Below are 19,929 nucleotides of genomic sequence, written 5' to 3'. Positions count from 1 at the left end.
GTTTCTCCTTCTTTATAATGATTACGTGCCTTCGAGCGTGGGTCGCAGGGATAGTTCCAACCAGCGATGCACGGTGTCAGATCATGCGTATTTCTTCGATCCGATCGCTACCTACGCTATCTTCGATATGCACTTCGTCAAGCAGATACGCCCTCTCTGCGTAGGTCATGAGTTGATTCTGCGCGGTTAATCTTGCAATGGTCCCGGGGGCCTCATGCTGGCGCTCATCCATAAAGTCAGGATTGGACGCTACGTTTTCCCGTAATGAAACCATGGACAATCCTTGGGCGTTTATTTTGAAAATTCTGAAATCGTTTCCGTACTGGTCACTCGCGAATATGCGCGCGCCTTCCTCGGTAGCAGACGTAATGACCGCATCGCCATCCAGCATTTTGGGGACAGCACCGAAGTTGATGGATTTCTCGAATCCCCATGTGCTTGGATCACCGCCACGCTCATAGGCATCTTCATCGATTGCTCGGTAAAGGTATTCGCCAGCAGCCCCTTTTCTCTCTATACAACCTCGGCTGTTCAGGTAAGTACCCTGCGGCAGGATCAAGTTTTGCGCATGTGTATTTTCCCGCACCAGATTCGCTTCGTCGTCCATGCGTATGCCGCCGCCGGGCGAGTCGACTGGTCCCCCGGGCGACGCAACTGGGCTGTTCTGAGGCGGGTCGATAGGCAGATCGATGTCTATCGCATTGGGTATTGCCGGCTGGTAGACGGGCACTGGTAGGAGGGGGAATAGATCCCGCAGCTCTACCAGATTGCCATCTGGCATCCTGTGGTACCCGTCAGGAACGGGGGGCCGTCGATACTGCTCTGCCCAATCAGGGACAGCTAAGGTTCGCTGCAAATGGTGCGCAAATTCATATTCGGTGTGCATGCTCGACGCGGCATTCGGAAAGTCGTATTGGTCGAGTATCGCCTGCACATCGTCATGGGACGCGGAGTAAACGCCCTGCAAGATCTTATTGGCATCTCTGCGGACGTTGACTCCACCCAATAGTCCAACGCGTGCGATGGCCCATTGATCCTTAACAACATGCGTCACTGCCAGGCCATTGCCCCAGGCCGGGTTGTATGTTTCTCCTGGGAGTGCGGCGTGCTGAGTACCGGGCTTGACCATGCGTATCAACGGCTCGCGGTTGCGCATATAGAGCGAGTCCGCTTTGATCTGGATAGGGCTGTTGCCTATGGCGATATATGACTTGCCGTTGGGATGGACGTATACCCCTCTTGCGTCGGGCCGCAGTCCTGCCAATTGAATGTTTTTCGCTTTGTATGAGCGCACCTCCTCTTGACTCAACTGAGGGGTTCGCTGTTCCAGCAGCGCGTTGGAGCCTGCCCCTCGGCGCTGTGGGTTCTTGTAGAACGCAACCGACCAATCGGCGACGCGTTGGGCCGAATTTTCCTTGACGCCCAGGGCGTCTCGCTGCGTGGCAGTCATTGCCCGCAGCATGGAGCTGATCAGGGGGTTGGAATCGGCATAAGGCCCAATTTCGTTGCCGTCGCGCGCGGCCGCGTATTTACCGTCCTGATATCTGATGATATTGACGACGTCCGAATGTCGAGTGTTGCCATATGTGGCCCCGCTACCTCCTTGGTCGTCGGTAATGCGGATGCGGAAGTTCGCGTTCTTGTGCCCAGTAATGGCAATGCAGAGCAGTGCCTCGGCGTTCAGGTTGACGGGCTGGACCGTCGGACTCGCCAGGCTTGCCAGCGCTGTATCCATATGAATCGCACCGGTTTGTGCGTCACAGGCCCGCTTTAGCGGGTCGGGCAGGCTCTCCCGTGATGACCGCTTGGATATATCGATTGGCCCATGGCGCTCAAGCAGGATTCTCGCGGTATTGAGCGACAGTTCGGGGTAAAAGCGTCTCAGCGTGTTGACATTGGCACTGGCCTGCAGGTGCGCGGCAGCAGTAGGGGCGTAGTGACGCGCAGGGGAAACAAGGGGCAAGTCGTCTCGGACCTTTTGGCTGCCAAGCGCCGCATGCAGAATGTGCTGATCGGCGGCAATACGCGCGCCCACCTGAGATTTCAATTCGGCCAGCCTGCCATTGAAGGAGTTATCTTGGTAGTTGTGACCTAATTGGCTGTGCCCGGTTATTTTTTCATGAGCCTTGAGCGTCTCACGCCAGAGTGAATCCGCGTTGGGCAGGTCAGTGGCATGTGAGCCGACAGTCGGGCGGTATTCACCCGCGTTGTCGCGTATCAGATCGATTGCATCTTGTGACGCAAGTTGACCCTCGGGGGTGTAGGACGCATAGAGGCTCCCATCGGGATTGCGAATGTTCAACGCCAGCCCGGCCTTTTCGGCCAGTACCGGCAATATCACCCGTTCTTCCCCGACCGTGGGCACGGCATCGCGGGTGTCGGCGGTCTTGCTGGCCGAGGCGATATCGTTCTTCAGTTGCCGGTCTGCCACCGCATCGAGGATGTGCGCCTCATCTATCGCCTGGCCTTTCCAGCGGGCGATCAAATCGGCGCGAGTAGTGCCGGTCTGGTCCAGGACTTGTTTGAGCGCTTCGGCACTTAGCGGGGTCGATGCGTCAGAGATCGGCAGCATCCACTTCAACAATTCGACATCGGAATAATCACGGGTATCCAGGCTGGTGTCGACGACGCAGTGTTTGAGTGATTCATCGTAGCGGACTGGCGGCTGGTAGGCGTTCTCGGGGCCGTTGCTCAGGCGATAGGCGCTTATTTGCGGATCATATTTGACTTCGGCGGTTTTCAACGTGTCTTCATGCTTGATCTGTACCAGCGCACGTTTGTCCTGATGGTATACGCCATGTTGATCGGGCTCGCCGGTCAGTGGCACGATCTGATCGGTCACGTAACTCGATAGTTGCTGTTTGGCGATAATAACGGTCAGCACTTTATGATCGAGGCCGGCCTCGGGTTTTTGCATGTTGTCGATGATGTTTTTCGCCCGTCGATCGCCAAGCCTGATAGCAGCCCCTTGCATTGCGCCGTTGGCAAGAAGGTCAATGACATCTGCCCCCGCCTGTACTGCATCGGTGTTGTCACCTTTCGTCAGTCCGACGATGGCCTCGGTGATTGTCACGCCGAGACTGGCGCCAAACACCGCTGTCAGTAGCCAGTTCAGGCCAACGCCCGACAGCGGCAGCTGGAACAGTTCCATCATTTGCTTGGCTGCATCGCTGACGAAAGCCTCCACACCTTGCAAGTTCGCTTCGCCGGTGGTGCGCAGACCGAAGTTCCAGTCGCTTTCCAAACGTTGCGTGACCTTGGTCGAGATGGCCGCCTGCATACTGACGCGTTTGTTCCCGCCCGGCGTATCGGCAATCACGCGCAATCGCTCGGCCTTGGGGATCGGCGCCGAGCCCAACTTCTCTTGCAGGAAGTTGGCGAGGGGATTGCGGATGTAGTGCACGAAGAGTTGAGTATAGGTGTCGTCGGATATGCTGACTTCATTCGCTTTGGCAACGCTTTCCTTGGTCTTTAGAAAGGTATCGAGTTTTATCTGGTCGCCGAAAGACATGCCACGGTACAGCCAGCCCAGTGTTCCGGCCTTGCCATCGGTGATGATTTTCTCGTTGAAGTCGGTGATCGCCGCTTGTTCGCTGGCATGGGCTTGCAGCGCGCCCCCCGGTCTGCCGGGGAAGTAACTATAGGTCACGCCCTCGCTGTCGATAAGCATGAGCGGCAGCGCCAACTTGGTGTCTGCGGATTGGTGCTCGGCGCTACCGTCCAGGCCAAGGGCAAAGGATTTCCAGCGGGTACTATTCAGGGCTCCCTTGAGTGCCGGTGTCAGGTTGCCTGTGCGCCGCTTGAAGTCCAGGCAAGCGCTCTCCCACTGCGCCGATCCGGCTTGTTGGGTCAACTCCTTGACCTGCACTTCTTTAAACTGTTCGGCACGGCGTCCGCCCAGGTCGAACGCGCGGATCGCGGTTTGCATGGCGCTGACCGAAATTCTCAATTTTTTGCCGCTGGCGTCGACGATATCGGTGTTGCCGTCGGTAATGGCGGCAGGGTCCCGATTGGATTCTCGCCAATCGAAATTTCTCCGGGTGGCGTCATAGAGCGAGACTTCGTGGATCTGTGATGGATCGTGTTTGGCCTGTTCGTAGTACGTCTTGAAATACACCTTGTGGGGGTCGATAGGCTGCTTGAACTCGTTCGTCAGTGCTTTTCCGAGGTCCTTTTCGAGGATGGATTTGGATGTCTTGTCGCGTGCCTCGATCCGCTTGCCTAATTCGACCTGTATTTCCAGATCCTTGCGTGCCGCTTCCAGTAGTTGCTTTTGCTCCGTGACCTCCAGATCGCCCTTGTACCGGTCCCATTGCTCGGCGAAGGCCTTGAATAGCGCCTGGTCAGCGGCTTGGGTATGATTGTTGAGGGTCAGGGGAGGGGTGTCGACCACCGTCAGTGGCATCAAGGGCGCCGTCCAGCTCGGCGTCGTTGCAGCTTTTGCGGGCCTGCTCATGGCGAACGCCAGCACAGCGCCTGCGACGGGTTGACCGACGAGGGCCCCAAGGCCTGCTCCCACGCCAGCGATGGCCACTTGTTGCAGTGCTTGTGAACCGGGTGATTGTGCAGGGGCGGGGGCGTTGGTATTACCCTGTGGCTTGTCAGCTTTTGGGGCTGCCGCAGGCTGGCTGGCGCCAATATCCGAGGAGCGACGCTTGTCAGCATGATAATCGCGGCGAAATGCCGTGTCTGGATCGTGCTTAACGTAGTATCGTTCAGAGTTTTCATGCATCAGTACAGTGTGTGACTCCCTTTCCATTATGTTGGAAAGTTTGGATCGCAACTCTTTTTTGGTCTCGAGATCGGTAGTCGTGTAGATATCATGTTGCAGTTTCGTCACCGTTAGTTCGTGCTTTAGCTCGCGAAAGGTCTGACCCAGCTGGACGAAATCGGGCGCTGCCGAAGTCTTGGCCTTGTAGGCTTGACTGGCGGCTTCAAATTTAATCGATAACTGATCAAGCTTCGCCTCGTAGCTGGCCTTGGCAAGTTCTGCAGGCCAGTTACTCAGTTTCTCTGTGGTTATCGCCTGGCGCTGGGCCGAGGCTTCTGACTTGCCTCGCGATACCTCGGAGAAGGCTTTCGTCGCGCCAGCCAGATGATCGCGATGGGGATCGAGTCCTGCTGTTATGCGCGGGACGCTCGGTGTCAGGTAATTTAGGAAAGAGAGGATTGCGCTGTTTCGTTCCTCCTGGCGCAGTGTTTTGTTTCTCGAGTCCTGAGCAGCTTCTTCGGCCTCTACCCACTGCTTTACCGGCAACGTAGCCAATAGCGTCTCGATGCTGGTACCTGGGCGCGCCGTGTCGAGAGCCACCAGCAAATTGTTGACCAGCAGGGGGAGATTAAGTCTGTCTTCATAGCCCTTAAGGCTATCGAGCAGGAAATCCTGCTGGGTCGAATTGAACACACCCAGCACCTTTTCAAATACTTGCGCGGCAAGCTTGGCATTGGCTGCATCGCGGGCGGGTTTTTCGTTCTGGGTCCGGGTGTCTTGCGCTGAGGTGTATTGACCCAGCATCGAGGCTATCAGGCTGACGGAACCATAGGTCAACGCAAAGCCCGCGATGGGAAAGCCGACGGCGCTCGTGGCGCCACCCACGGCTACGCCAGCCAACAATGCGCCCAGGGAGGGCTTGAGCCCTTGGCTTGCAGGCTCAGTAGCGGCTGGTGTCTTCGGCCGTATCGAGTTCAGCGCCTTTATCAGTTTCTCAGCGACTAGCAGGGTAGGGTCTTCAGGTACTTCACGGAGCGGAGAATAATGTTTTACTGTCACTGTTGGGTTCAAGCTAACTGGCATTGCATTGGTCCTTGAATGGATAACAGGAACTCTTTCCCCGGCAGGCTCACCGGCGGCACGCAAGCTAGCGGTTGCCGGTGGCCATCAGAAGAGGGTAAATTCCTATTTTTCGATTCAGTTGTAACCTTGCGTAACTAATAAGGGTTTGCAGGTCTGAAATGCTGATCTTGGGTCGTTCGGTCACCTTCAGCGCAACTTGGCGGTAAGTTTCGCCAGTAGTGGTTGATTTGATGATGATAAATAGATTTCGATCGGGTGCTTTATTTTCGCTTTATCGATATCGCTGAAATTTACATGTATTGCATCGTCGCCGCGAGAAATCAGGTCGGCTTGTTCAAACCCATTTTGGGCAATGAGCTCGTGGATTCTCCCTAATCTAAGCCCGATGGTCTGCTCTAGAGTTGTAGAGTTATGCAATGCGTTTTCCACTACCGAGACGGTGCGCACACCAAAGCAGTTTATCTCGGCCAGCGTATAATCTGTATAACCCTGGTTTTCAGCATAGCGCCTAGCGCCTGATACCGTTTTCGAGGCGACTATCACATCGCCTTCCAGCAGGGGGCTATAGCTGCTGGTTCTCAATAATGGGTGGAGCAGGGGATCGCCGCTAACCATGGATACCTCGCCAGGTATGGGCAGGTAGACTACGTTTATGTTCTTACGCTCTATCATGCCTTTGGCGTTTCGATATACAGCAGTGCATTGGCATAATTCCCCAAAGGCGTCAACGTCGGTGCTGCCTAGATAAGTGTCGGGATCGAAGCCTTCCCATTTAAAGTCGGCGGGGTAGTCAATGCCCCGAAGATCCGACGCCAATACATTTGGCGAGTTAGCCGTGCTGCTCAGTGCGTGGGCGATTTTGCCTTGGCGGGACGAAGAAGCTGACGTTGCATGTGGCGAGGGCATGATCGGTGCCATGGACTGTGTGTGATTGGTAATTGGCATTTACGGACCTTGAGTATATATCCTGAAATTTACCCCGACTGGCTTGCCGGGACTACCCAAACTAGCCGTCGTGCTCTCAGGGAAAAACAGCCAGAACTCCTATATCTCGAATCCTTTGTAAGCGTGAGTAAAATTTCCTGTCGCCGCACAGCGCAGCAGCGACTCTACGCTTTTGCTCATTCAGCCGATCGCCCCCCTCTTGAAATCCTCCCGCCAGCCCCCATCTGTTTGTCATCCCGCCGCTCATCGATCGGCTCGGGGCTTTGGCTCCGGTGATCGAGCGGCTTCTACCATCTGATTGGAGTGTGTGACCATGAGTGTGGAAACTCAAAAAGAAACCCTGGGCTTCCAGACCGAGGTGAAGCAACTGCTGCACCTCATGATCCATTCGCTGTATTCCAACAAGGAAATCTTCCTTCGCGAATTGATCTCCAACGCATCCGACGCCGTCGACAAGCTGCGCTTCGAAGCCCTGGCCAAGCCCGAGCTGCTCGAAGACGCCGGCGAGCTGAAGATCCGCGTGAGCTTCGACAAGGACGCCAAGACCGTCACCCTCGAAGACAACGGCATCGGCATGAGCCGCCAGGACGTGATCACTCATCTGGGCACCATCGCCAAGTCCGGCACCGCCGACTTCATGAAGAACCTCAGCGGCGACCAGAAAAAGGACTCGCACCTGATCGGTCAGTTCGGCGTCGGTTTCTACTCGGCGTTCATCGTCGCCGACCAGGTCGAAGTGTTCAGCCGCCGTGCCGGCCTCGCTGCCAGCGAAGGCGTACACTGGTCGTCCAAGGGCGAGGGCGAATTCGAAGTCGCCAACATCGACAAGGCCGAGCGCGGTACCCGCATCGTGCTGCACCTCAAGGCCGCTGAAGACGAATTCGCCGACGGCTACCGCCTGCGCAACATCATCAAGAAGTACTCCGATCACATCGCCTTGCCGATCGAATTGCCTAAAGAGCAGGCGCCCGCCGCCGAAGGCGAAGAGCCGCCGGCGCTGGAATGGGAAACCGTCAACCGCGCCAGCGCCCTGTGGACCCGTCCGCGTGCCGAGATCAAGGACGAGGAATACCAGGAGTTCTACAAACACATCGGCCACGACTACGAAAACCCGCTGAGCTGGAGCCACAACAAGGTCGAAGGCAAGCTGGAATACAGCTCGCTGCTGTATGTGCCGGCCCGCGCGCCGTTCGACCTGTACCAGCGTGAAGCGCCTCGCGGCCTGAAGCTCTACGTACAGCGCGTGTTCGTCATGGACCAGGCCGAATCCTTCCTGCCCCTGTACCTGCGCTTCATCAAGGGCGTGGTCGACTCCAACGACCTGTCGCTGAACGTGTCGCGGGAGATCCTGCAGAAGGATCCGATCATCGATTCGATGAAATCGGCCTTGACCAAGCGCGTGCTGGACATGCTGGAAAAACTGGCGAAGAACCAACCCGAGCAGTACAAGGGCTTCTGGAAAAACTTTGGCCAGGTCATCAAGGAAGGCCCGGCCGAAGACTTCGCCAACAAAGAGAAGATTGCCGGCCTGCTGCGCTTCGCATCGACTCACGACAGCAGCGGCGAGCAGTCCGTCGGCCTGGCCGAATACCTGGCTCGCGCCAAGGAAGGCCAGGACAAGATCTACTTCCTGACCGGCGAATCCTATGCGCAGGTCAAGGACAGCCCGCACCTCGAAGTCTTCCGCAAGAAGGGCATCGAAGTGCTGCTGCTGACCGATCGCATCGACGAGTGGCTGATGAGCTACCTGACCGACTTCGATGGCAAGGGCTTCGTCGACGTCGCTCGTGGCGACCTGGACCTGGGCAAGCTGGACTCCGAAGAGGACAAAAAGGCTCAGGAAGAAGTCGCCAAGAATAAGGAAGGCCTGGTCGAGCGCCTCAAGGCTGCATTGGGTGATGTGGTCAGCGAAGTGCGCGTCTCGCATCGCCTGACTGATTCGCCGGCAATCCTGGCCATCGGTGAGCAGGACCTCGGCCTGCAGATGCGCCAGATCCTCGAAGCGAGCGGGCAGAAAGTGCCGGATTCCAAGCCGATCTTCGAATTCAACCCGGCTCACCCACTGATCGAAAAACTGGACAACGAGCAGAGCGAAGACCGTTTCGCCGACTTCTCCCACATCCTTTTCGACCAGGCCGCACTGGCGGCAGGGGACAGCCTGAAAGACCCGGCGGCGTACGTGCGTCGCCTGAACAAGTTACTGGTTGAGCTGTCAGTCTAACCAGTCGCAGAACAAACCCGCTTCGGCGGGTTTTTTCGTTACAGTCGTCAAGACTTCTAATTGGGGGATAAATCCATGAGCGCAGTCACTGTTCAATCCGTTGTCTATCAGATCGATGGCGTCGACTACGAAAGCCGTCTGGTGTTTGACGCCGATATCGTTTCACCACGCCCAGGCCTGGTGATGGCGCCGAACTGGATGGGGGTCAGCGAAGGTGCCGAGCGTATCGCTCAGTCCGTGGCCTCCAAGGGCTATGTGGTGCTGCTGGCCGACTTGTACGGCCAGGCCGTGCGTCCACAGAACGGTGACCAGGCCGCAGCGGCGATGATGCCGTTGAAGAACGATCGTGCGCTGCTGAACAAGCGCATGCAGGCGGCGCTGGAGCAACTGCAGAGCCAGACCGTGGCGAGTGTCAACAGCGCCAAGCTGGCGGCGTTCGGTTTCTGCTTCGGCGGGTGCTGCGCGCTGGAGCTGGCCCGTACCGGCGCGCCATTGAAGGCGGCGGTGTCGTTCCACGGTACCTTGGATACGCCGAACCCGGCCGATGCCAACAACATACAAGGCAAGGTCCTGGTCCTGCACGGCGCCAGCGATCCATTGGTGCCCAAGGAGCAGCTGCCAGCGTTCGAGAAAGAAATGAACGACGCCGGTGTCGATTGGACCTTGACCAGCTTCGGCGGTGCGTACCACTCCTTCACCGATACCGAGGCCAACAATCCTGGCGTGCAGATGTACAACAAGACGGTCGCCGACCGCGCGTTTGCCTCGATGCACTATCTGCTGGATGAAGTGTTCCAGGACTGATTCGTGTCCTGACCCTGTAGCGAGGGGGCTTGCCCCCGAAAATTCACCAGGCGCTATCTGTGTGTCTTCGTTGGGGTTTTTCGGGGGCAAGCCCCCTCGCTACAGGGGGCTTTGAGCGGAAACGACAAAGGCGCCTTTCGGCGCCTTTATCGTATCAAGCAAGGTCGATTCTTACTTGCCCTGCCAGCGTTGCAGTACCAGGGTGGCGTTGGTGCCGCCGAAGCCGAAGCTGTTGCTCATCACGGTGTTGAGCTCGACGTTTTCCTTGGTCACGGTCTGGATCGGCAGATCGGCAACTGCTGGATCCAGTTCGTCGATGTTGGCCGAGCCGGCGATGAAGTTGCCTTCCATCATCAGCATGCAGTAGATCGCCTCGTGCACGCCTGCGGCGCCCAGGGAGTGACCCGACAGGCTCTTGGTGGAGCTGATGGCCGGCGCCTTGGCACCGAACACTTCACGGACGCCTTTCATTTCCGCGACGTCGCCGACCGGAGTCGAGGTGCCGTGGGTGTTCAGGTAGTCGATCGGCGCGTCGACGGTGGACATGGCCATCTGCATGCAACGGATGGCGCCTTCACCGCTTGGCGCGACCATGTCGTAGCCATCGGACGTCGCACCGTAGCCGACGATTTCAGCGTAGATCTTGGCGCCGCGGGCCAGAGCGTGTTCCAGCTCCTCGACCACCACCATGCCACCGCCGCCGGCGATGACGAAGCCGTCGCGGTCGTTGTCGTAGGCGCGGGAGGCTTTCTCGGGGGTGTCGTTGCGCTTGCTGGACAAGGCGCCCATGGCGTCGAACAGGAACGACTGGCTCCAGTGCTCTTCTTCACCACCGCCGGCGAAGACGATGTCCTGCTTGCCCATCTGGATCTGCTCCATGGCGGTACCGATGCAGTGAGCACTGGTGGCGCAGGCCGAAGCGATGGAGTAGTTCAGGCCCTTGATCTTGAAGGGCGTGGCCAGGCAAGCCGACACCGTGCTGCTCATGGTGCGGGTCACGCGGTACGGGCCGACGCGCTTGACGCCTTTCTCGCGCAGGATGTCCAGCGCTTCCATCTGATTGAGGGTCGACGCGCCGCCCGAACCGGCGATCAGGCCGGTGCGCGGGTTGGAGACCATCTCGTCGGTCAGGCCCGAATCCTTGATGGCATCGGCCATGGCCAGGTAGGCGTAGGCTGCGGCGTGGCCGACGAAACGGAAGACCTTACGGTCGATCAGCTCTTCGAGGTTGAGGTCGATGGAGCCGGAAACCTGGCTGCGCAACCCCATTTCGGCGTATTCCGGGTTGAATCGGATGCCAGGGCGGCTCGCCCGCAGGTTTGCGGAGACGGTGTCTTTGTCATTGCCCAAGCAGGAAACAATGCCCAGACCAGTGATAACGACGCGGCGCATGCGGATAACCCTTAGAAATTTTCGGTGGATGTGAACACGCCGACCCGGAGGCCTTCGGCGGTGTAGATCTGCTTACCGTCGACGCTGACGGTACCATCGGCGATCGCCAGGTTCAGCTTGCCCTTGAGGACGCGCTTGATCTGGATGTTATAGGTGACTTTCTGCGCCGTCGGCAGCACCTGACCGGTGAACTTCACTTCGCCTGAACCCAGCGCCCGGCCGCGGCCCGGCAGGCCCTGCCAGCCGAGGAAAAAGCCGACCAGCTGCCACATCGCATCGAGGCCCAGGCAGCCCGGCATCACCGGGTCGCCTTCGAAATGGCAGGCGAAGAACCACAGGTCAGGGTTGATATCCAGCTCGGCGACCAATTCACCTTTGCCGTATGCACCGCCTTCTGCGCTGATATGAGTGATGCGATCCACCATCAGCATGTTGCCGGCGGGCAGTTGCGCATTACCTTGGCCGAACAGCTCACCGCGACTGCAGCGCAGCAGGTCTTCCCGGGTAAAGGCGTTTTGTTTGGTCATGCGAGCTCCTCAATAGTCCCTGCCTGGCAGGGGGCAAATCTTCCCGATCGACCCGTTGGATAGAGGCCGAGTCGGCAGCCTGTACATAGACTATTGCGTAATGATGAAAGTCACAGCACAGAGTATACGAATGTACAGGTGTGCACTGAAATGGTTTTTCGGACGTTTCTTTTAGCCCGAGTGGATGTCAAAGACTCCCGCACTCTAACATTTTCGTCACCTGATGGCAGCCGTTTAGCGCCGATGTCCGCAGATGTATTGCCGCCAGAGGGCACATAAGGCTTCGACAAGGGTGGCGGATAGCCGTTTCAGCAGATCCAGCGCTGCAGAATCAGCAGCAGATCGCTGCGTTTGAACGGCTTGGCCAGGTAATCGTTCATGCCCGCGTCGATACAGGCCTCGCGGTCGCCGTGCAGCGCGTTGGCGGTGAGGGCGATGACCGGGACGTCGTTATGCAACGTTAGCAGACGAATCCTGCGCGTGGCCTCGTATCCATCGATGATCGGCAGCCGGCAATCCATCAGCACCGCGTCGAAGCGCAGGCGCGACACTTCACTGATCGCCTGGGCGCCATCGCCGACCACGCTGACGGTGAAACCCAGGCTGCGCAGCATGGCTTCGATCACGGTCTGGTTGACGGGATTGTCCTCCACCAGCAGGACGTGCAAGCCGCTGCCGAAGGTCCCGGTACCATCGTTGGCGGTGGCGCGGACCGGTGCGGGCGCACTGACCTGCAACGGCTTGTTGCTCAGCGCCAGCGGCAACTCAAGCGTGAACGTGGAACCCCGGCCGACTTCGCTGTCGGCATGCAGGGTGCCGCCCATGCGCTCCGCCAGGTTGCGCGCGATCGGCAGGCCCAGGCCGGTACCGCCGTAGCGCCGGGAAATCGAACTGTCGGCCTGACGGAAGGCGACGAACATCGATTCCAGATCCTGCGGGCTGATACCGATACCGGTGTCACTCACCGTGCAGGTCAGCCAGATCAGGTCGTGATCCAGCGCCTGGCTGGCGACTTCGATGCGCACATGGCCCGCCTCGGTGAACTTCAGGGCGTTGCCGATCAGGTTGACCAGGATCTGCCGGATCCGCGTCGGATCGCCGGCTACCTGCACGCCGCGCAGCGCCTCGGCGATCTGCAGTTCCAGGCGCAGGCCGCGTTGCTCGGCGTCGAGGCGGAAGGGCTGGGCTATCAGCTCGATCAGGTGCGGCAGGTCGAAGGCGATGTGTTCCAGTTCGAGGGTGGTGCGTTCGATACGGGAGAAATCGAGAATATCGTTGATGACCTTGAGCAAGTGCTCTGTGGATTGCGTCGCCAGGGCGGCATATTCCTTTTGCTCGTCGGTCATCTGCGTGGTTTCGAGCAACTGCAGCATGCCGAGCACGCCGTTCATGGGCGTGCGCAGTTCATGGCTCATCATCGCCAGGAATTCCGATTTGGCGCTGTTGGCGCGTTCGGCTTCTTCGCGGGTATGGATGAGCTCGTCCATGGCCACGCGCTGCTCGTGGCTGGCCTTCTGCAGCCCGGTGGCCAGTTCGTTGAGGTGGCGCGCCAGCTCGCCCAATTCGGTGTCGCCAGGGGGTACCGGCAGGACACCCTGGAAATCACCCTCGCGGATCGCGGTAACGGCGGCGCTCATGTCGCTGATCGGTTGGGACAGATCGCGGGACAGGCGTCGGGCCAGCAAAAAGGTCAGGATCAAGGCGAACAGCGCCAGCACCCCGGCCTTGAGGACGATTTCCTGCTGGCGCTGGCTGAACGCGTCGTCGGACATGCCGACGATCACCCGGCCCAGATATTCCGGCAGCTCGCCACCGATCTCGCCGGCGGCCACGCCACGCTCTGTGGCATCCCTGAAGGCGTTGCGCTGCTCGCGGATAGGCGCCTGGAACACCTCGATGCGCCGCGATGGCGTGTCGGCGTCAGTGGGTTGCTCGACATAGGCGAGGATGCGGTCCTGGGCGTTCTGGATTTCCAGGAAGCGCACATGGGGGATCGCCAGGGTGGCGTTCATCAGCGCTTCGAGCACGTCGGTGTTGCCAGTGACCACCCCGTACTCGGAGGCCGGGGCCAACTGGTTGGCGATCAACTGGCCGGTGTGGTTGAGCTCCTGGCGCAGATCCTGAATGCGTACGAAGGTGAAAAAACAGATCAACAACAGCGTCAGCAAGATCGCCGGGCCCAGGCTGATGAGCTGGGTGCGGGTATGGATATCCCACTTGCGCCGGTGCTTCATCGACGTCTCCGATCAGCGCCCACGGCATGGCGATCGACGCCAGGGGCGCTCGATGGATGGCAATGATGGAGAGGGAGGGGTTGCACGACAGCAGTGTGTCCACAAAGATTTATAAAGCATGGTAACTGACTGTTACGACATTTTCAGTCACAGACGCGCATTCTCATGGAGAACCGCGTCTGCGGCGCTGTCTTACGCTTTATAGAGCGAGTCTGCCACCTGATAGCGAAGGACTGGTGGCCCCGACACCGCTCCGTATAATGCGACCTTTGTCACAGTAACCCGCTAACGGATTGAATATGACTGAACAACAGCCTGTAGCCGTGCTCGGTGGAGGCAGTTTCGGCACGGCCGCTGCCAATCTGCTGGCCGAGAATGGTCATCGCGTGCTGCAGTGGATGCGCGACCCCGAGCAGGCCCGCGCCATGCGCGAGCAGCGGGAAAACCCACGCTATCTGAAAGGCATCAAGGTGCATCCCGGCGTGGAGCCGGTCACCGACCTGCTGGCCACGCTGCAGGCGGCGCCGCTGATCTTCGTGGCGTTGCCGTCGAGCGCGTTGCGTGCGGTGCTGGCCGACCACGAGGCGTTGCTGGCGGGCAAGATGATGGTCAGCCTGACCAAGGGCATCGAGGCCCAGTCGTTCAAGCTGATGAGCGAAATCCTCGAAGAGATCGCGCCGCGAGCCCGTATCGGGGTGCTGTCCGGGCCGAACCTGGCCCGCGAAGTGGCCGAGCATGCCCTGACCGCCACGGTCATCGCCAGCGCCGACGAGCAGCTCTGCCAAAGCGTCCAGCAAGCGCTGCATGGCCCGACGTTCCGGGTGTACGCCAGTTCCGATCGCTTCGGCGTCGAGCTTGGCGGTGCGCTGAAGAACGTCTACGCCATCATCGCCGGCATGGCCGTGGCCCTGGGCATGGGCGAAAACACCAAGAGCATGCTGATCACCCGGGCCTTGGCGGAGATGACCCGCTTCGCCGTCAGCCAGGGAGCCAACCCCATGACCTTCCTCGGCCTCGCCGGGGTGGGCGATCTGATCGTCACCTGCTCGTCGCCCAAGAGCCGCAACTATCAGGTCGGTTTTGCCCTGGGCGAAGGCCTCAGCCTCGAAGAGGCGGTCAGTCGCCTGGGCGAGGTGGCGGAGGGCGTCAATACCCTCAAGGTGCTCAAGGCCAAGGCCCAGGAGGCGCAGGTCTACATGCCACTGGTCGCCGGGTTGCACGCGATTCTGTTCGAGGGCCGTACCTTGAAGCAGGTCATCGAAGTGCTGATGCATGCCGAACCCAAGACCGACGTCGATTTCATCTCGATCAGCGGTTTCAACTGATTGCTCGCCAAGGTAACCCCTCATGAACGCTACTCGTCCACCCTCGACCCATGAATCGATCATCCTGCGTATCGTCTGGATGCTGGTGTTCGTCCTCGTCTGGCAGGTCGCGCAGTTCCTGCTCGGCGCGCTGGTGCTGGTGCAGTTGATCTATCGCCTGATCTACAGCGCACCGAATGCCGGGCTGATGAACTTCGGCGACAGTCTCAGCCAGTATCTGGCGCAGATCGGCCGCTTCGGCAGCTTCCATACCGAGCAGAAACCTTGGCCATTCAGCGACTGGCCGACGCCGCGTCCACCTGAAGGCGAAATGCCCCACAGCGTACCGCCCGCGGCCCATCCGGTGCGCGATGAGGACTCCAAGCTATGAAGCTATGGGTGCTGCGCCATGGCGAGGCGCACAATCAGGCGCCCACCGATGCGGCGCGCGAACTGACCGACAGGGGGCGTGCAGAAGTGTTGCGCAGCGCCGCGTACCTGCAAGGGGTGGCGCTGGATGCTATCTATGCCAGCCCCTACGTGCGGGCGCAGCAGACTGCAAGGCTGGTCCATGACGCACTTGGCCATGCCGAGCCGATCAGGACCGTGCCGTGGCTGACGCCGGAGCAATCGCCGGATTCGGTCATCGCGCAACTGGAGGGGTTGGGTCTGGATAATGTCCTGCTGGTCAGCCATCAGCCCTTGGTCGGTGCCTTGCTGGGGGTGCTGGATACGGGCCGTGCCAGTCACGAGCATCCCATGGGCACCGCGAGCCTCGCAGAGCTTGACGGCGAGTGGCCATTGGCCGGGTTGATGACGCTTAAAAGCCTGCGACACGCCTGAGCGGTGCCGTGCAGGCGCGTCGTGTTGACGTCAAGTCGCGGCGCCTGACCGGAACGCCGCTGGCGATGGCGTTTCCGGTCATTGCCCATCTGCGGCGCGCTGCGGACAATCCATGAGTTCGCTCCTGCCGTTGGGGCTCCCTGTTCTGGACACTAAAGTGTATGCCGCAGCCCCTGTTCTTCGCCCACGCCAATGGCTTTCCCTCCGCTACCTACGGCAAGCTGTTCGCCGCCCTCGCACCACAATTCACGGTGGTCCACCTGCCAGTGCACGGCCATGATCCGCGCTTTCCCGTCGACGATAACTGGACCAGCCTGGTGGACGAACTGATCCTGCACCTGGAGGCACAGCCCGAGCCGATCTGGGGTGTGGGGCATTCACTGGGCGGGGTACTGCAACTGCACGCCGCGTTGCGGCGTCCGGAGCTGTATCGGGGGGTGATCATGCTCGATTCGCCGCTGCTCACCAAACGCGATCAGTGGGTGATCCGCGCCGCCAAACGCCTGGGCTTGATCGATCGCCTGACGCCCGCCGGTCGCACCTTGGGGCGGCGCGAAGAATTCAGCGACCTGGCCAGCGCCCGCGAGTATTTCGCCGGCAAGGCGCTGTTTCGTGATTTCGATGCACAATGCCTTGAAGCCTATCTGCAGCATGGATTGCGCGCCGAGGGTCGGGGTTTACGGCTACGCTTCGATCCGGCCACGGAAATCAGCATCTATCGCAGCGTTCCGCATCTGCGCCCGGCGCGCCTTCAGCAGTTGCAAGTGCCGCTGGCGCTGGTGGGCGGGGTGCAGAGTCAGGTGGTAATGCGCCATCATGCGCGGGCAGCGCAGCGTCTGGAGCGGGGGGAGTTCCATGGCATGCCCGGTGGACACATGTTTCCCCTCGAGCGGCCGCTGCAGACTGCCGCGTTGATCCGTGATGTCATTACCCGCTGGCAGACGTCAGCCTCCGTCAACTGCCAGGAGTCATCCGCATGAAGGCCGCGCAAGAGCTGAGATTGACCTTGCCGCATATCGAGTTGGCCGCCCACGTCTTCGGGCCCGAGGACGGCCAGCCGGTGCTGGCGCTGCACGGCTGGCTCGACAATGCCAACAGCTTCGCCCGCCTGGCTCCGCGCCTGAAGGGGGTGCGCATCGTTGCGCTGGACATGGCCGGGCACGGGTTTTCCGACCACCGTCCGGCGGGCGCCAGCTATGCGCTGTGGGATTACGCCCACGATGTGCTGCAGGCGGCCGAGCAGTTGGGTTGGGAGCAATTTTCCCTGATAGGGCATTCACTCGGCGCGATCGTTTCGACCCTGGTTGCCGGGGCCGTACCAGAGCGGATCGAGCGGATCGTGCTGATCGACGGCATCGTGCCGCCGAACCCCTTGCCCCATGATCCGGTGGCGCGGATGGGAGCGGCGCTGCGCGAGCAGTTGGCGCTGGGACGCAAGCGCAAGACCGTGCATCCAACCCTGGCGCGGGCCGTCGAAGCGCGGATGAAAGGCCATGTCGCCGTATCGCGAGAGGCGTCCGAACTGCTCGGCGAGCGCAGCTTGATGCCGGTGCCGGGCGGATTTACCTGGCGCAGCGATTCGCGTCTGATGCTCAGTTCGCCGGTACGCCTGAGCGAAGATCAGGCCTTGGCGTTCATCCATGCCATCGAGTGCCCGGTGCAGTTGATCGTCGCCCAGGACGGGCGCCTGGCCCAGGAGGCCGAGTTGCTGGCACGTTTGCCCTGGACTCCGGTGTTTCTGCCAGGTGGTCACCATTTGCACCTCAACGATGAAGACGGTGCCGATCTTGTAGCAGACTGTATCAATAGATTCTTCGCCGTTCCTTGACTTGCTCCAGTGAACTGCCGAGGCTTGGCGGGTTGAAATGGAGACAACCATGATTAAGCCTCATCTGGCCAGCCTCGCGCTGTTGCTTTCATCGCTGGCCGTGCCGGCTGCCTGGGCCGTCGACGTCGATGCGCGGGTGCATGAGGTCGATGCCAAGGTCATCGATCAGCGCGCCGCCACCGAGCAGGAGCGCATCTACCCCTTGGGGGCATTGCGCAAGATCAGCGGACAGCTGCGTATGGAATCGCAGATCAACGCCCGTGGCCAGGTCAGCTCGGTGACCTATGAACTGCCGGTCGAGCGCAGTGCCAAGGAAGCGTTCGCTGCCGCTCGGCAAACCCTGCATACCCCCGGCACGCAGTTACTGTTCTGGTGCGAGGCGCGGGACTGCGGTGAAAGCAGCCTGTGGGCCAACGAGATCTTCCGTAATGCGCGCTTGCTCGGCGGTGATGAGCAGCAAGGCTTCTTCCTCCTGCGTTTGCCCGCACCCGACGCCGATACGCTGCTGGCGGTCTATACCGTTACCCGGGGCAACCGGCGCGTGTCGATGCATGTCGAACAATTCGTCGCCGATGCGCCGCTGGGCGAAGTGTTGCCGACCGCCGCCACCGTGCTGAGCGAACTGCGCGGTACCGGCATGCTCGATTATCCGGCGCTGGCCTCCGCGCCCGCTGCGCCCTGGGTGACCTTGTTGAGCCGGGCACTGAACCTGGACAGCAGCCTGCGGGTCACATTGGCCGGGCAGGGTGCCGCAGCCTGGCAAGCGGCGCTGGTAGCCGCCGGCGTACGGCAAACCCGCCTCGAACTGGGCGCTCTGGAACAGCCAGGGCTGCATATCTCATTGATTCGCTGAGCCTGTGGCTGCAGCTGTAACGCTTTCTCCAGGGTGGAGCCCAGCATGCTCAATACCGACCGACTCTTGGTCCAGATTCTCTTGCTAGCGTTATTGGGCGCGTGCCTGTGGGTAATGATGCCGTTCGCCTCGGCGCTGCTCTGGGGCGCGATCCTCGCCTATGCCAGCTGGCCGTTGATGCGCCTGTTGACCCGCTGGCTGGGTGGCCGGGAAACCCTGGCGGCGGCGATACTGACCTGTGGCTGGATGCTGCTGGTGATCCTGCCGCTGGTGTGGCTGGGGTTCAATCTGGTCGATCATGTGCGTGACGCCACTGCGTTCATTCGTGACGTGCAGGTCGATGGGCTGCCGACGGCACCGAGCTGGCTGGGTGATCTGCCGCTGATCGGGCCACGCCTGTTGCAGACCTGGGAGAGCATCGATCAGCAGGGCGCGGCCTTGCTGCAAAGCGCCAAGCCGTATTTCGGTCAGGTCGGCAACTGGTTGCTGGCGCGCAGTGCGCAAGTGGGCGGCGGCCTGCTGGAGCTGACCCTGAGCCTGGTCTTCGTGTTCTTCTTCTACCGCGACGGGCCTAGGGTCGAAGCCTTTGTGCTGCGCTTGCTGGAGCGTCTGATCGGCGAGCGTGGCGGCTACTACCTGGAGCTGGTGGCCGGCACGGTGCAGCGGGTGGTCAACGGCGTGATCGGTACGGCGGCCGCGCAGGCGCTGCTGGCGCTGATCGGCTTCTTGATTGCCGGCGTGCCAGGTGCGCTGGTACTGGGGATCGTCACCTTCATGCTCAGCCTGATCCCGATGGGCCCGCCGCTGGCGTGGGTGCCGGCAACCTTGTGGCTGGCCTGGAAGGGTGACTATGGGATGGCGATCTTTCTCGGGGTCTACGGGACCTTCGTGATCAGCGGCGTGGACAACGTGCTCAAGCCATATCTCATTAGCCGGGGCGGCGATCTGCCGCTGGTGATCGTGCTGCTGGGGGTGTTCGGCGGGTTGCTGGCATTCGGATTCATCGGGCTGTTCATTGGCCCGACGTTGCTGGCGGTGGCCTACAGTCTGTTGATGGACTGGACGCGTACGCGGTCTGATAACACTAATCCGCTGTAGCGAGGAGGCTTGCCTCCGAAAAAATGCCAGGCGATGCAAGGTCGCTGGTTCATGATTTTCGCGGGCAAGCCCCCTCGCTACAGGGA

General features: G+C 60.2%; 14 protein-coding genes. 9 read left to right on the top strand and 5 right to left on the bottom strand.

Translation table 11 applies throughout. The features are described from left to right. Positions 1-76: 76 nt before the first annotated feature. Together AC3WJP_RS04035 and AC3WJP_RS04030 are read right to left on the bottom strand one after the other, a co-directional pair. Positions 77-5,794: a hypothetical protein gene (locus AC3WJP_RS04035; protein ID WP_493719929.1), complete on the bottom strand. Its 5,718-nt coding sequence runs from the start codon at positions 5,792-5,794 to the stop codon at positions 77-79. 186 nt (positions 5,795-5,980) lie between these two features. After that, complete coding sequence (locus tag AC3WJP_RS04030) at positions 5,981-6,739, bottom strand: hypothetical protein (RefSeq protein ID WP_493719928.1); 759 nt, start codon at positions 6,737-6,739, stop codon at positions 5,981-5,983. Between the two features lie 313 nt (positions 6,740-7,052). Here AC3WJP_RS04030 and htpG point away from each other — a divergent pair, with 313 nt between their 5' ends. Beyond that, positions 7,053-8,960 (top strand): molecular chaperone HtpG, encoded by a 1,908-nt coding sequence (gene htpG, locus AC3WJP_RS04025; RefSeq protein ID WP_493719927.1) that lies wholly within the window; start codon positions 7,053-7,055, stop codon positions 8,958-8,960. 75 nt (positions 8,961-9,035) lie between these two features. Continuing rightward, positions 9,036-9,764 carry a dienelactone hydrolase family protein gene (locus AC3WJP_RS04020; RefSeq protein WP_493719926.1) on the top strand — a complete coding sequence of 243 codons (729 nt, stop codon included), beginning with the start codon at positions 9,036-9,038 and terminating at the stop codon, positions 9,762-9,764. A 171-nt stretch (positions 9,765-9,935) separates the two neighbouring features. Here the strand turns inward: AC3WJP_RS04020 and fabB are convergent, their stop codons facing one another. From fabB to AC3WJP_RS04005, 3 genes are all read right to left on the bottom strand, one after another. Further along, the gene (fabB, locus tag AC3WJP_RS04015; RefSeq protein ID WP_493719925.1) at positions 9,936-11,156 is read right to left on the bottom strand and encodes a beta-ketoacyl-ACP synthase I; all 1,221 of its coding nucleotides are present in this window, start codon (positions 11,154-11,156) and stop codon (positions 9,936-9,938) included. Between the two features lie 11 nt (positions 11,157-11,167). Next, positions 11,168-11,683, bottom strand: a complete 516-nt coding sequence (gene fabA / locus AC3WJP_RS04010) for a 3-hydroxyacyl-[acyl-carrier-protein] dehydratase FabA (protein WP_493719924.1) — start codon at positions 11,681-11,683, stop codon at positions 11,168-11,170. A gap of 308 nt (positions 11,684-11,991) precedes the next feature. Then, positions 11,992-13,917 carry an ATP-binding protein gene (locus AC3WJP_RS04005; RefSeq protein WP_493719923.1) on the bottom strand — a complete coding sequence of 642 codons (1,926 nt, stop codon included), beginning with the start codon at positions 13,915-13,917 and terminating at the stop codon, positions 11,992-11,994. A 299-nt stretch (positions 13,918-14,216) separates the two neighbouring features. On the opposite strand from AC3WJP_RS04005, the gene AC3WJP_RS04000 reads away from it, so the two are divergent. From AC3WJP_RS04000 to AC3WJP_RS03970, 7 genes are all read left to right on the top strand, one after another. Further along, a complete protein-coding gene (locus tag AC3WJP_RS04000; protein ID WP_493719922.1) occupies positions 14,217-15,242 on the top strand; it encodes an NAD(P)H-dependent glycerol-3-phosphate dehydrogenase in 1,026 nt (341 codons plus the stop codon). A 22-nt stretch (positions 15,243-15,264) separates the two neighbouring features. After that, positions 15,265-15,612, top strand: a complete 348-nt coding sequence (locus AC3WJP_RS03995; RefSeq protein ID WP_493719921.1) for a DUF4389 domain-containing protein — start codon at positions 15,265-15,267, stop codon at positions 15,610-15,612. Then, a complete protein-coding gene (gene sixA, locus AC3WJP_RS03990) occupies positions 15,609-16,064 on the top strand; it encodes a phosphohistidine phosphatase SixA (protein ID WP_493719920.1) in 456 nt (151 codons plus the stop codon). The genes AC3WJP_RS03995 and sixA overlap by 4 nt, the downstream gene beginning before the upstream one ends. Positions 16,065-16,225: 161 nt before the next feature. Continuing rightward, positions 16,226-17,044: an alpha/beta fold hydrolase gene (locus AC3WJP_RS03985; protein WP_493719919.1), complete on the top strand. Its 819-nt coding sequence runs from the start codon at positions 16,226-16,228 to the stop codon at positions 17,042-17,044. Beyond that, positions 17,041-17,892 carry an alpha/beta fold hydrolase gene (locus AC3WJP_RS03980; protein ID WP_493719918.1) on the top strand — a complete coding sequence of 284 codons (852 nt, stop codon included), beginning with the start codon at positions 17,041-17,043 and terminating at the stop codon, positions 17,890-17,892. Before AC3WJP_RS03985 ends, AC3WJP_RS03980 begins: the two co-directional genes overlap by 4 nt. Positions 17,893-17,941: 49 nt before the next feature. Beyond that, on the top strand, positions 17,942-18,745 hold the full coding sequence (locus tag AC3WJP_RS03975; protein ID WP_493719917.1) for a DUF4892 domain-containing protein: 804 nt from the start codon (positions 17,942-17,944) through the stop codon (positions 18,743-18,745). A 45-nt stretch (positions 18,746-18,790) separates the two neighbouring features. Beyond that, the gene (locus AC3WJP_RS03970) at positions 18,791-19,843 is read left to right on the top strand and encodes an AI-2E family transporter (RefSeq protein WP_493719916.1); all 1,053 of its coding nucleotides are present in this window, start codon (positions 18,791-18,793) and stop codon (positions 19,841-19,843) included. Positions 19,844-19,929: the final 86 nt, after the last annotated feature.

The sequence above is a fragment of the Pseudomonas sp. GW821-FHT01A09 genome, from assembly GCF_058986725.1.
This window is presented reverse-complemented; position numbering and strand designations above follow the sequence as displayed.

Bases quoted from the DNA above. Each gene is read 5' to 3' on its own strand.
- AC3WJP_RS04035 (WP_493719929.1), bottom strand. From the start codon at position 5,794: ATGCCAGTTAGCTTGAACCCAACAGTGACAGTAAAACATTATTCTCCG.
- AC3WJP_RS04030 (WP_493719928.1), bottom strand. From the start codon at position 6,739: ATGCCAATTACCAATCACACACAGTCCATGGCACCGATCATGCCCTCG.
- htpG (WP_493719927.1), top strand. From the start codon at position 7,053: ATGAGTGTGGAAACTCAAAAAGAAACCCTGGGCTTCCAGACCGAGGTG.
- AC3WJP_RS04020 (WP_493719926.1), top strand. From the start codon at position 9,036: ATGAGCGCAGTCACTGTTCAATCCGTTGTCTATCAGATCGATGGCGTC.
- fabB (WP_493719925.1), bottom strand. From the start codon at position 11,156: ATGCGCCGCGTCGTTATCACTGGTCTGGGCATTGTTTCCTGCTTGGGC.
- fabA (WP_493719924.1), bottom strand. From the start codon at position 11,683: ATGACCAAACAAAACGCCTTTACCCGGGAAGACCTGCTGCGCTGCAGT.
- AC3WJP_RS04005 (WP_493719923.1), bottom strand. From the start codon at position 13,917: ATGAAGCACCGGCGCAAGTGGGATATCCATACCCGCACCCAGCTCATC.
- AC3WJP_RS04000 (WP_493719922.1), top strand. From the start codon at position 14,217: ATGACTGAACAACAGCCTGTAGCCGTGCTCGGTGGAGGCAGTTTCGGC.
- AC3WJP_RS03995 (WP_493719921.1), top strand. From the start codon at position 15,265: ATGAACGCTACTCGTCCACCCTCGACCCATGAATCGATCATCCTGCGT.
- sixA (WP_493719920.1), top strand. From the start codon at position 15,609: ATGAAGCTATGGGTGCTGCGCCATGGCGAGGCGCACAATCAGGCGCCC.
- AC3WJP_RS03985 (WP_493719919.1), top strand. From the start codon at position 16,226: ATGCCGCAGCCCCTGTTCTTCGCCCACGCCAATGGCTTTCCCTCCGCT.
- AC3WJP_RS03980 (WP_493719918.1), top strand. From the start codon at position 17,041: ATGAAGGCCGCGCAAGAGCTGAGATTGACCTTGCCGCATATCGAGTTG.
- AC3WJP_RS03975 (WP_493719917.1), top strand. From the start codon at position 17,942: ATGATTAAGCCTCATCTGGCCAGCCTCGCGCTGTTGCTTTCATCGCTG.
- AC3WJP_RS03970 (WP_493719916.1), top strand. From the start codon at position 18,791: ATGCTCAATACCGACCGACTCTTGGTCCAGATTCTCTTGCTAGCGTTA.